Below are 11,764 nucleotides of genomic sequence, written 5' to 3'. Positions count from 1 at the left end.
GATGGCTGTCGGCGACCAGGTCACCCGGCCCGGACACGTCCAGTACGGCGACCTGTTGCTCGGCCCCGGCACCCCCTACGGGTGGCGGACTCTCACTGGGTGGGAAGACCTCCCCGGCCTCGACTCCGGAACCGTCCCGCGCAGCGACGCGCACGGCGCGTTCCCCGGCGGCCTGCTCGCACAGGCCCGGACGATCGGCCTCGACGGGTTGGTCATCCGGGCCCCGCGCGCCTCCGTCGGCGCGGTCGTGGCCGCCCTCAACCGGGGCACGGTGCCGGTCGAGGACGAACTACCGCTCGTCGTGTGGATCGACGAACGCGGGCCCCTGCTCGTGTGGGCCCGCGCGACCCGCCGGGCGATACCCGCGAGCCTCGGCTACCGGCTCGGCACCATCACGGGCGGCGCGGTCGAGTTCGTCGCGACCGACCCGCGCCGGTACGGCCTGGTCGAGCAGGTCGCCCCCGCGACCCTGCCCGCCCCGGAAAGCGGCCTGACGTGGGACACCGACCCCGAGCAGGTTCTCGACGGCGAGCAGGCCGCCGGCGTCGGCGAGCTGTGGCGCTGGTGGACGGACGGCGACCCCGTCCTCGCCGGCGACGGCGTCGGCACGGTGAGCGTTCACCCCCAGACAGCCGGCGGTGAACTGGTCTGGTCGGCCGAGTCGAGCGACTACGGGTGGCCGGTGTCCGTCGGGGCCGAGGTCGCGTTCACGTCGGCGCTCGTCGCCGCCCAGGGGGCGACGATCATCCTCCGGTGGTGGGACGCGTCCGGCGCGTACCTCGCCGACTCGACCGGCGACCAGGGCGACGGCACGTTCGACGCGACGGCGCCCGCCGGGGCCGCGTGGGTGCAGCCGGTCGTACTGCTGCCCGCCGCGCTCCCCGCGCCGGTCCCGATCGGCACGTCGTCGCTGCTGATCGGCTCGCCGTCCGGCGGCCTGTCGTGGCCGCTCGACTTCGGCACCCCCGGCAGCACCGGCACGTTGTCGGTCGTCAACGTCGGGGACGCCGCGACCCATCCACTGATCGAGTTCCGGGGCCCGGTGGAACGGCCCTCGATCACCAACGTGGACACGGGCGACGTACTCGAATACGACCTACCGCTCGCCGCCGAGGACGTGCTCGCCGTCGACACCGCGGCGGGCACGGTCACGCTCAACGCGACCGCCTCGCGGATCTACACCGCGACCGCGCGCTCGGTTCCCGAGCAGACATGGACTCTTCCGCCGGGCCCCTCGCAGCTGCAATTCCGCGCCGCGTCCGGCGACCCCGCCGCGACCGCAACCGTGCGGTACCGCCCGGCCTACTGGTAAGGAGACACCCCCCGTGACCGTGCGTTCCGCATGGCTGCTGCCCAAGGCGCAGACCCGTGAAGACACCCGCCTCGCCCCCGTGTCGCCCGTCGCGCAAGAGTCCCCGATCAGGGTCCGTGACGGCGTCCTCCCCGGCGGTGACCCCTTCGCCGCAACCGGCGCCGCCGCGATGCAACTCCAGATCGGCGCCGGGCGCGCGTACGTACAGGGCACCGACGCCCAGGGCGCGTACCCGATCGCCAACGACGGGCCGGTCACCCTCACATTCACCGACGGCGACGCGCAGTTCGGCCGCATCGACACCGTCGCCGTGCGCGTGCTCGACAGCCTGTTCGACCAGCAGGGGCAGAACCTCGCCCGTATCGAGGTGGTCGAGGGCGAGCCGGACGCGACGCCGACCGCGCCGACCCTGGAATCGGCGAGCTTGCGCCTGTGGGACGTGACCGTACCCGCGGGCACCTCGGCGGGCGTGGGCGGCATCAACTGGGCGTCCGCCCTCGCCGACCGGCGGCGCTACACCACCGCCGCCGGGGGCATCATCCCGCGCGGGTGGGGCCTCGGCTTCGACGGCGCGTACGACGGCCAGTACCGCGACAACGGCAGCGTGCTGGAACGCTGGAACGCCACGGCCGGTGAATGGCAGACCTACCGCGCCCCGCGTCGGACCGAGTCGACCTCGACCGGGTTCGTCGTCTCGTCCGGCTACACGCTGAACACCTTCGCCGCGCGCCGAAATCCCGACGCGGGCGTGTGCTCGTTCGTGGTTGAGGTCAGCCGCAAGGGCGCGCAACTCAACGTGGACGCGGCGGGCAACATCAACGACGAGACGATCGGCACCCTGCCGAGCGGGTGGCGCCCGAACATCGACGCCGACATATCCGTGTCCGACGGGTACGGCGAGGGGTCCGCCCGCCTGGCCACGTCCGGTGTGCTCACGCTGCGAACGTGGTCCGGGGGCGGCGCGCTGCGCAGCGACCGGAACATCAGGGCGTCGTGCACGTTCCTGCTGCCGTGACGGGGGGTGCCGTGCGCGCCGCGCCCCCGTACCGGGTCCTGTTCTGCGATCTACGGTCCGACCAGCTGCTCGACGCCTTGCCGGTGCAGGGTGTCAGCCTCGACGACTACATCGGCAAGACCGGCCGGTTCACCGGCACCGTGCCGATCCCCAACCGCGCCGTGGCCGAACGTGCCCGCCGGGCGATCCTGCCCGGCCGTACGGGGATATGGGTCGAGCGCGGGCGCGACCTGTGGTGGGGCGGCGTCCTGTGGACGCTCGCCCTCGCCTCGGATGCCCGCGGGTTCCTCGGCGCTCAGATTCAGGCTGGCGGGTGGGAAAGCTACCTGTACCGGCGCCTGTTGTACGACACCCAGATCGCGCAGCAGGTCGACCAGTTCGACATAGCGCGCGGCCTGGTCGACTACGCGCAGAGCGCGGCCGGCGGCGACATCGGCATCACGTACGACGCCGACCCGTCCGGCATCGCGCGTGACCGTACGTACCTGCGGTACGACCTGCCCAGCATCGGCGACCTGCTCGACGACCTCGCCGCCGTCGAGAACGGGTTCGAGTGGCGTATCGCGAGCTTCCGCGACAGCGACGGCCGCCGGATCAAGCGGTTGCAGCTGGGGCACCCCACGATTCGTACGGGCGCGTCCGAGGTCGTCCTCGACCATCCGGGCCCCGTTCTGTCCTACACGTGGCCGGTCGACGCCACCAAGAAGGCGAACGCGTGGCAGACGCGCGGCGCGTCCGTGAACACGAACCAGGCCGCCGACTCCTTCCCCCTTACCTCGCCGGTCCTGGTCGCCGACGACGACCTCGCCGCCGGGTGGCCGCGCCTCGACGGATCGAGCGACTACACCACGGTTGAGCGACAGGACACCCTCGACGCCTACGCCCGCGCCGACCACGCCGCCGCCCGTAACCCAGTGACCATCCCGGAAATCACGGTCCGGCTCGGCGGCGCGATCACGCCCGGCCTGGTCGGCTCGACCATCCGCCTACGCATCCGCGACCTGTGGCACCCGACCGCGCTCGACGCCCGGTACCGCGTGGTCGGCATCAGCGTGAGCCCGCCCGAGCGCGGGCGCCCCGAAACCGCCCAGCTGTATTTGGAGGCCCCGTAATGCCGTTCGTCCCACAGGACGTACTCGACCGGATCGCCGCCCTCGAACGCGAGGTAAGGCAGCTGCGCGGGCGCGCGCAGATGCGCCCCGCCCTCAATCAGGTCATGGCCGGCGACGTGGTGATCGGCGAGGGCGGGCAGCTGATCGCCCAGACCCCGGGCGGTCAACGGACGTTCATCGTCGGGCAGACACCGCAGGGCGATTGGGGCGTCGGCCTCGGCCGGGAGAGCGGCACCGCCGCCCTGACCGTCGGCGACGACGTGAACAGCGCCGACGCGCAAATGATCCGCATGTGGTCACGCGACGGCGAGGTCATCGTCATGGATGACGCCTACGCCGACGGGTTCCTCGGCCGCCCCTCGATGCCCATCCCCATGCAGTCGACCGCCGGGCAGCAGACCGCGAACACCGGCACAACCACCGCGTGGACCGGCGCGACCAGGCTCATGAACAGCGTTCTGTACGCGGCGTTCGAGACCTACACGCCTGCCGGGACCACGGCCAATGTTCAGTTCGAGGACAGCGACGGCGTGATCGAGTCGTGGGTCGCGAACACCTCGAACGGCTGGACGCTGCGCCAGATCACGAAGCCGGTCCGGCAGGGCTTCATGGACCACGTCAACTACCGGTTGAAGCACTCCGTACGGAGCGGCAACGGCCCGATTCAGACGAACTGCCTCGGCGTCTACACCCGGAACGCTTTCACCACAGCGGAGGCCCCGTGACCACGGCCGCGCCCGACCCCGCCCCGGACGCCGCGAGCAGCGGCGTTATGCCCGACCCGGGCAACGACCCCCACACCTACGCACCGCCGACCATGGAGGAACCCACCGATGCCGCTCCCCGAGGGGATACCGACCGTCCAACTGACGGGCCGGTTCCTGACCCCTGACGGCCGTCCCCTCACGGGACAGGTCGTGGTGCGGGCGCCGTCCCTGGTCACGTTCGGCGAGTTCGACGTGATCCTCGGCGGGCCCGTTACCGCGCCGCTCGACTCCACAGGGGCGTTCGAGGTCGTCCTACCGGCGACCGACGCCCCCGGAATGATCCCCGACGACTGGTCGTACCAGGTCGCCGAACAGCTCGCGGGCGTCGCGACGAACCGCGTGTACTCGATCCTGTTGCCCGCCGAGGCCCCCGAGGTCGACCTCGCCGACATCGCGCCGACCGACCCATCGACGCCGAACTACGTCGCGGTACGAGGCGACAGCGCGTACGAGGTCGCCGTCGAGGAGGGTTTCAACGGCACCGTTACCCAGTGGCTCGCGTCCCTGGTCGGCCCCCAGGGCGTCAAGGGCGACACCGGAGCGACCGGCCCCGAGGGCAACGACGCGTACGAGGTCGCCGTCGCCGCCGGCTACAGCGGCACCCGCGCCCAGTGGCTCGCGTCCCTGGTCGGCCCCCAGGGCGTCAAGGGCGACCAGGGCGCCGCCGGTACGCCCGGCACGAACGGAGCAGACGGAGCGCCCGGAGCGCCGGGCGTCGTGCAGTCGGTCAACGGCATCAGCGCCGCCGAGGTCACTCTCGACGCTGCCGCCGTGGGCGCCGTACCGGCCACCGCGCCGGGCGCGGCGAACGGCGTCGCGCAGCTGGACGCGTCCGGGAAGGTGCCCGCCGCCCAGCTCCCCGCGTCCAGCGGCGGGGGCGCCGTCGCATCGGTCAACGGGTACACGGGCGTTGTCGTCCTCGCCGCCGGCGACGTGGGCGCGGCGACCGCCGGGCACACGCACACCGCCGCCCAGGTCGGCGCCCTCGCCACGACCGCGCGAGCAGCGGCGAACGGCGTCGCGTCTCTCGACGCCTCGGCCCGCGTCCCGATTGCGCAGCTTCCCGCCGCCGCCGGTCGGAACATGTGGACGCCGCAGGCCCTCGGATTCGAGGCGTGGTCATGCGACCCGTACACCGTGGCGAACCCCGTAGCGAAGTACCTCAAGCCCAACCGCTTGTACTTCGTGGGGTTCAACATCACGGAATCCACGACCGTGGACAGGATCGTCATGTTCGCCCGCGGCTACGGGGGCGTGTCCACCAACCGCTACCGCGCGGGGATCTACCGGGAGAACGGGACCAAGGTCGTTGAGTCGGCCGCCGTCGCGCTCACCATGGCCGGGCAGGAATCCGGCTCGATGCCCGCCATGGTCTCGAACCACATCGGCGCCGTGCCCCTCGCGGTCACACAAACCGTGCTGACGCCCGGCCGGTACTGGGCCGCGTGGGCGCTTGTGGTGGGCGGTACCGCCGACTTCGCGTTCTACCACGTGCAGAACGAGGCGCCGGTCGCCACGGCGAACTTCTGGATGCCGGGAACGCCGTTCGCGCGCGCCTGGTACACGGAAGGCCAGGCGAACGCCGCACTGCCCACCACCGTGAGCCAGTCCGCCGCCGCCGTCCTCGCCGACCACGACATCCCGATCATGGCTCTCGCCAACGTCTGACACCTGCTCGACCCGTACGCCTCGCGCACCGCGCCGGGGCGTTTTTTCATGTCTGGAGACACCCACCGTGGCACGTATGCCCGGCGCTACATGGCGCCCGATCCCGATCAACTACACCGACGGCGGACAGGCCGAGGTACGCGGCGTCGTCGTGCACATCATGGCCGGAACCCTCGCCGGTACGGACAGCTGGTTTCGCGACAGCAAGGCCCGCGCGTCGAGCCACTTCGGCACCGGCAAGGGCGGCGCCCTGTATCAGTGGGTCGACACGAGCGACCGCGCATGGGCCCAAGCCGCGGGCAACACGGCGTGGCTGTCCGTCGAGAACGAAGGCGAGGGCGGCGACACCCTCACCGACGACCAGCTCGACCGCAACGCCGAGGTACTGGCGTGGGCCCACGTGACCTACGGCGTACCGCTCAAGGTCGCCACGTCGACCAGCGACCGCGGCCTCGCGTACCACGGCCTCGGCGGTAGCGCGTGGGGCGGACACACGTCGTGCCCCGGCTCCCGGATTGTCGCCCAGCTGCCCGAGATCGTCCGCCGGGCGAAGAAGCTCACCGGCAGCACCGCGCCGAGCGAGCCGACCGGCGTCGCCCGCTACACGGTCACGATCGGCGGCCTCGCCTACGGGTACGGCGCCAAGGGCGACCACGTGACCAAGGTCGGCCGCGCCCTGGTCGCGAAGGGGTTCGGCAAGCACTACGCCGAGGGACCCGGCCCGACCTGGTCGGACGCCGATACGCAGAACTACGCCGACTATCAGCGCAGCCTCGGCTACTCCGGAGCGGACGCCGACGGCGTGCCGGGGGAAACGACGCTCCGGAAGCTGCTCGGCACCCTGCCCAGCAAGCCGAAGCCGGCGGCGAAGGTCGTCGACCTGTCCAAGCTGCTCGCCGCCGCCCGGACCGACCCGGCCAAGGCTGGTACGCCGGTCTCGTACGCGGGCGCTCGGATCGTCGAGGACGCCCTCGCCGCCGAGGGGCTGCTCGCCAAGAAGTACGTAGACGGCCATTTCGGCACCCAGACCAAGGCCGCGTATGCGGCGTGGCAGCGCCGTTGCGGGTACCACGGTGCCGACGCCGACGGCCTGCCCGGCCGCGCCTCGCTCGACACCCTCGCCAAGCACCACGGGTTCACCGTCACCGCGTGACCTCGCCCCGCCCGCCCCGCCGCGCGCGGGGCGGGCCCACCCAGAACAGGAGCACCACCACATGACCGACGCCAACAAGCGCACCGCGCGGACCGTCATACAGGGCATCGTCGGGTTCGCCGTCGCACTGCCCGCCATCGTGGACGCGTCCGGCGTGCCCGAGTCCCTGCCGTGGGTCGCCGCCGGTCTCGCCGCCGCCGGCGGCCTCGCCCGCGTCATGGCCCTGCCGAGCGTCGAGGCCCTGCTCGACCGGTTCGGCCTCGGCCTGGTCGACGACGACAAGGAGCACACCGCGCCGTGACGACCCAGCCCTCGCCGTCCGACCCGGCCGCAGTCGCCCTCGAACTGGAGCGGATCAGGCGGACGATCGAGGTCGGGTTCACGCGCACCGACGGCGCCCTCGCCCTGCTCGTACAACGCCACGACCAGACCGACGAAGCGATCAAGGAACACGCCCGCCGGCTCGACGACCACGACGCCCGCCTCGACACCCTCGAACGCGGCGAGACCGAGCGCCAGAAGCGCAACGACATACGCCTCGCAGACCTCGAACGGTCCCGGTGGCCCTTGCCATCGGTCGCCGCCCTGGTCGCCCTGGTCGGCCTCGCACTCACCCTGTGGCAGATCGCCACCCGCACATGAGCAACGCCCCCCGTACGGCCGCGCATGGCCGTACGGGGGGCGTTTTGCCGTAGCCGCCTACGCCGCAGCGACCAGCGCGCGCGCCCGTTCGTTGAAGTCGGCGACCAGGCGGTCACTGCCGAACGTCTGCATGCGCCGCTGCAAGTCCTGTACCGCCTCGACCGCGCGCGAGGACTTCACCTGACCCGACAGGCTCAGTGTCCGCAGACCGGCCGCGTACGCGCCGTCGAGGTCGCGCCGTTGCAGGTGGGACACCGCAAGCGCCGCTTGCGACATGGCGCCCCGGCGGGCCCGCTTCTGCTTCTTCGCGTGCTCGATAGACCGGCGCGCGTGCTGCTCGGCCGACTCGGCGTCGCCCATGTCCCGCATGGTGTTCGCGTGCTCGCCGTGCAGGTACGCGGGGTCGATGAACGCTGCCCAGTCCGGTTCCGTGGTGAGGTCGACCCGCTCGTACGCCCGTTCCGACTGGACGACCGCGCGGGCTGCGGCGACCTTGTCATCGAGCAGGGCGAGCGCCCTCGCTTCCAGGCACCACAGGTCGGCGAGGCACGCCGGCGACTCCGACCTCGACAGCCCCTGTCGCCCCGCCTGTGCAAGGCGTCGCCCCTCGGCGGGGTTGCCGAGTAGCGTCGCCTGGTCCGCCATGCCAGCGAGGACGTGCGCGCCCAGCGGGGCGTTCTGCGACTCCTCGGCGAGGCGTAGCGACTGGATCAAGTACCTCTGTGCAGTGCTGTGTTCGCCGTTGTCGTAGGCCATCCAACCGAGTAGATAGGTCTGTTCGGCTGCTGCCTCACACAAGGCGCGTCGCACCGTGTCGTCATGCGACCGCCGCAACAGCGGGTAGACGTGGTGGTTCATGTACTCGGCGAGGACCAGGCGCCCAGACCCTCCGCCCTGTAGCACGTCCATCCGTTGGAACGACGCGAACATGTTCTTCACCGAGAGCACATCCTCGATGCGTACGCGCGGGCCCGGTTCCGGTTCCTGGTCGAGGGTGTTCAACAGCCAGTCCCGCGAGGGACCGACACCGGCCACGGCCGCAAACGGTGCGGCTGCAAGGAACTTACGACGATCCACGTCGGCTCTCCCCAGATCGGCTACGACTTCCACCGTAACGGCGAACGAAGGGTCGTAGGCGAGGGCGGCGTCGGTCGAACTCCCCTCGCCGAGGCCGAGGTCGTACGTTGTGACGCGGAAGCCGAAGTGATCCGAGAACACCCCGGCGAGAATGTCGGGGACAGGCGGGCGAGGCGTCTCACCTTCCAACCAGCGGCGTACGCGCGTCGCATTGGGCGCGATGTTGGGTTGTCCCCACTCCCGCGCCTTCGATTGCGCGAGCCGCGCTAGCTCCTTGTTGCTGATGGTCGAGCGCCCGAGCCAGTAGGCGAGCTGATCGTTTGGCGTATTCATCCCCGCACCTCCGCGACCGTGGGCGACGAAAGCGACACCCTTCGACACCCCCCTCGACGGTACCCCCGGTTTTGTGGCCGGTGTTGCCTAGACGGGCAAACTCATTCGCTCGTAAAGCAGCCGCGGCAACGGGTCGTGGCTGCCCGAAGGGGTTAAGCATGACCGAACGACGGCGGGATACCTCGCCTTGCTGCGAGCCGCCCCCTGGGACGCCAGCACAGGCGATGTTCCCCACGGGCCCCGAGGCAGCGCACGCCGCCCGCGCTTATGTGCGCGAGCTGTTGGCAGACGACGACTTGAAGCTCGCCGACGACCGGCTCGACGACGTGCTGTTGATCGTCTCCGAGTTGGTGACGAACGCCCACGTGCACGGCACCGACCCGGGCGACTCGCTACTCGTCACCGTGTTGACGACGGCCGAGACCGTACGCGTCGAGGTCGACGACCCCTGTCGCCGCCGTCCCCAACTGCGGGATGTGTCGGCCGAACAGACCGGCGGGCGCGGTCTGCACATCGTTGACGCCCTCGCGGCGCGGTGGGACGTGAACGACCGGCCGTTCGGCAAGAAGGTATGGGCAGAGGTGACACGGTGACCGACAACAGCATCGCGATTCGGCAGGATGAGGGCCCCGGAAGCGCCCCGACCATCCGGGCCGTCCCTGGCCCCGGGTTCGTCGTGGGCTGCACGGTGTCAACGTGGCTGCACGCAGGCGACACCCTCGCCGTACCCGTCGCGTACGTACTGATCGGCCACGCACCGCCACGCCGCGCCAACGAGTCGGCCGAGACGGTCGAGACCGGCCTGTTGGGCATGGTCGACGCGATGCGCTTACGGCCTGCCGCCGAACGCGTGCCGATCGTCGGCGCCCGCCTGATCCTGCGCGGCCCGTACGTCGCCCTCGACTACGGGCACCCCCGCTACACGATGCGGCTCCCCCACACCTCCGACGCATGGCGCACGCACGTGAACTCTGGTGGTCACGTGTGCCTGACGATCGGCCTCGACCCGATCCCGCCCGGCGCGGGCCCGGACGCTGTTTCCGCGTACCTCGCCCGCGTGTGCGCGACCGGCCGCGCCTACATGGGCGCGACGACCATCCGGAACCGGTGAGGGGATACGCCATGCCATCAGCCCCCGGCCACCCCGTGACCGCCGCCGTACTGATCACGAATCCACGCGACGACCTGCTCATCGTCCACACGGCTAAGAGCGACGATGGACCGTGGCAGTTGCCCGGCGGCATCGTCGAGGAACCCGAGTCCCCCCTCGACGCCGTCCGCCGTGAGGGCCGGGAAGAACTCGGCCTCGACCTCGACATACGACCGTTCGACCTGTTCGCCGTCGAGTGGCTGCAAGCCACCCGACCCGGCCGCCGGAACCGGCTCGCCTTCTTGTTCGCGGGCCCGGTACTCCAGCCGGCCGACACCGACCGCATCACCTTGCAGCGCGCGGAACTCTCCGCCTGGCGGTGGGCCGACCGCGCCGAAGCGGAAACGCTCCTGCACCCCGCCATCGCCCGCCGGATCGTGGGGCCGCTCCAGACCCCCGGCAGCGCGGTCTACCTTGAAACCAGACACGAAGGGACGTTATGAACACGACCGACTTTCCCGCCCGGAAACTGCGCATCGGTACGCGCAGCTCGCCGCTTGCTCTCGCCCAGGTAGAGCAGGTGTCGGCCCTGCTGCGCAAGTTCGAGCCCGACCTCGATATCGAGGTCGTGCCGGTGACAACCGAGGCGGACAAGTGGCAGGGCGACTTGGCGCAGCTGGGCGGGAAGGGCCTGTTCGTCCGCGAAATCGACCAGATGTTGCAGCGCGGGCACGTAGACATGGCCGTTCACTGCATGAAGGACGTACCCGGCGACGTGCCCATGCCGCGCGGCCTGATCTTCGCCGCGTACCTGCCTCGCGACGACGTACGCGACGTGCTGCTCGTGCCCGAGGGGTCCGACGTGCAGTCGCTCGCCGACCTCCCGCCCGGCGCGTCGGTCGCCACGTCCGCGGTTCGCCGTAAGGCACAGATCAACCGCGTGCGACCAGACCTCAACGTCGTACGCGTGCGCGGCCTGGTCGGCTCCCGTATCGACAAGCTCGACGGGCGGAAGCCGATGGATCACAAGCTTGACGCGATGGTCCTCGCGCGGGCCGGTCTCGAACGCCTCGACCTCATGCACCGGGCCCGCCAGGTGTTCGAGGTCGCCGAGATGCTGCCTGCGGTCGGCGCGGGCGCCCTCGGCCTCGAATGCCGCAAGGATGACGACGCGGTCGCCTACCTGCTCCAGCAGCTCAATGACGAACCCACCATGACGGAGATCACCGCCGAGCGCGTGATGTTGCACGGCCTACGGGGCCACTGCAACAGCCCGATCGCCGGGCACTGCGTCACGGACCCTGACGGACAGCTCAGCTTGCGGGGGATGGTCTTCTCGCGGGACGGCTCCAAGTTCGTTCACGCCCACTTCTGGGGCGAGTCCATGAACGACCCCGCCGTACTCGGCTCGCGCGTCTGCGCCGAACTGCTGCGGCAGGGGGCCCGCGACATCATCGAGGGCATTCCGCACTGACGGAGCGGTAACGCGGCGGCGCCCCCGTCGGGGATCTCTCCCGGCGGGGGCGCCGTGTGTCGTAGGGCCGTGATACTGGCCCTGGTGGGGATGCCCCTTTGCGCTCACAGTTGTGGAACTG

13 protein-coding genes are annotated in these 11,764 nt (G+C 71.0%); 12 read left to right on the top strand and 1 reads right to left on the bottom strand.

The annotated features are described in order from the left end of the window. Window position 1: 1 nt before the first annotated feature. From ABZ719_RS32200 to ABZ719_RS32165, 8 genes are all read left to right on the top strand, one after another. On the top strand, window positions 2-1,312 hold the full coding sequence (locus tag ABZ719_RS32200; protein ID WP_366728687.1) for a hypothetical protein: 1,311 nt from the start codon (window positions 2-4) through the stop codon (window positions 1,310-1,312). 13 nt (window positions 1,313-1,325) lie between these two features. Beyond that, window positions 1,326-2,327: a hypothetical protein gene (locus tag ABZ719_RS32195; protein ID WP_366728686.1), complete on the top strand. Its 1,002-nt coding sequence runs from the start codon at window positions 1,326-1,328 to the stop codon at window positions 2,325-2,327. Next, window positions 2,324-3,439 carry a hypothetical protein gene (locus tag ABZ719_RS32190; RefSeq protein ID WP_366728685.1) on the top strand — a complete coding sequence of 372 codons (1,116 nt, stop codon included), beginning with the start codon at window positions 2,324-2,326 and terminating at the stop codon, window positions 3,437-3,439. The genes ABZ719_RS32195 and ABZ719_RS32190 overlap by 4 nt, the downstream gene beginning before the upstream one ends. Continuing rightward, a complete protein-coding gene (locus tag ABZ719_RS32185; protein WP_366728684.1) occupies window positions 3,439-4,164 on the top strand; it encodes a hypothetical protein in 726 nt (241 codons plus the stop codon). The genes ABZ719_RS32190 and ABZ719_RS32185 overlap by 1 nt, the downstream gene beginning before the upstream one ends. Window positions 4,165-4,272: 108 nt before the next feature. Next, window positions 4,273-5,874 carry a hypothetical protein gene (locus tag ABZ719_RS32180; protein ID WP_366728683.1) on the top strand — a complete coding sequence of 534 codons (1,602 nt, stop codon included), beginning with the start codon at window positions 4,273-4,275 and terminating at the stop codon, window positions 5,872-5,874. A gap of 76 nt (window positions 5,875-5,950) precedes the next feature. Further along, a complete protein-coding gene (locus tag ABZ719_RS32175; protein WP_366728682.1) occupies window positions 5,951-7,027 on the top strand; it encodes a peptidoglycan-binding protein in 1,077 nt (358 codons plus the stop codon). A gap of 61 nt (window positions 7,028-7,088) precedes the next feature. Next, window positions 7,089-7,328, top strand: coding sequence for a hypothetical protein (locus ABZ719_RS32170; protein WP_274031391.1), 240 nt, complete (start codon window positions 7,089-7,091; stop codon window positions 7,326-7,328). After that, entirely contained in the window at window positions 7,325-7,669 is a 345-nt protein-coding gene (locus ABZ719_RS32165; RefSeq protein WP_366728681.1) for a hypothetical protein, read from the top strand. Before ABZ719_RS32170 ends, ABZ719_RS32165 begins: the two co-directional genes overlap by 4 nt. Before the next feature lie 57 nt (window positions 7,670-7,726). Here the strand turns inward: ABZ719_RS32165 and ABZ719_RS32160 are convergent, their stop codons facing one another. Further along, on the bottom strand, window positions 7,727-9,079 hold the full coding sequence (locus ABZ719_RS32160) for a transcriptional regulator (RefSeq protein WP_366728680.1): 1,353 nt from the start codon (window positions 9,077-9,079) through the stop codon (window positions 7,727-7,729). Between the two features lie 158 nt (window positions 9,080-9,237). On the opposite strand from ABZ719_RS32160, the gene ABZ719_RS32155 reads away from it, so the two are divergent. Genes ABZ719_RS32155 through hemC form a run of 4 tightly spaced genes read left to right on the top strand, consistent with a single transcriptional unit; the run spans window position 9,238 to window position 11,643 of the window. Next, on the top strand, window positions 9,238-9,672 hold the full coding sequence (locus ABZ719_RS32155) for an ATP-binding protein (protein ID WP_366728679.1): 435 nt from the start codon (window positions 9,238-9,240) through the stop codon (window positions 9,670-9,672). Then, on the top strand, window positions 9,669-10,190 hold the full coding sequence (locus tag ABZ719_RS32150; protein ID WP_366728678.1) for a hypothetical protein: 522 nt from the start codon (window positions 9,669-9,671) through the stop codon (window positions 10,188-10,190). The genes ABZ719_RS32155 and ABZ719_RS32150 overlap by 4 nt, the downstream gene beginning before the upstream one ends. An 11-nt stretch (window positions 10,191-10,201) precedes the next feature. Continuing rightward, window positions 10,202-10,672, top strand: a complete 471-nt coding sequence (locus tag ABZ719_RS32145; RefSeq protein WP_366728677.1) for an NUDIX hydrolase — start codon at window positions 10,202-10,204, stop codon at window positions 10,670-10,672. Next, the gene (gene hemC, locus ABZ719_RS32140; RefSeq protein ID WP_366728676.1) at window positions 10,669-11,643 is read left to right on the top strand and encodes a hydroxymethylbilane synthase; all 975 of its coding nucleotides are present in this window, start codon (window positions 10,669-10,671) and stop codon (window positions 11,641-11,643) included. The genes ABZ719_RS32145 and hemC overlap by 4 nt, the downstream gene beginning before the upstream one ends. Window positions 11,644-11,764: the final 121 nt, after the last annotated feature.

It is taken from the genome of Streptomyces sp. NPDC006743, from assembly GCF_040703815.1.
Lineage (GTDB): Bacteria > Actinomycetota > Actinomycetes > Streptomycetales > Streptomycetaceae > Streptomyces.
This window is presented reverse-complemented; position numbering and strand designations above follow the sequence as displayed.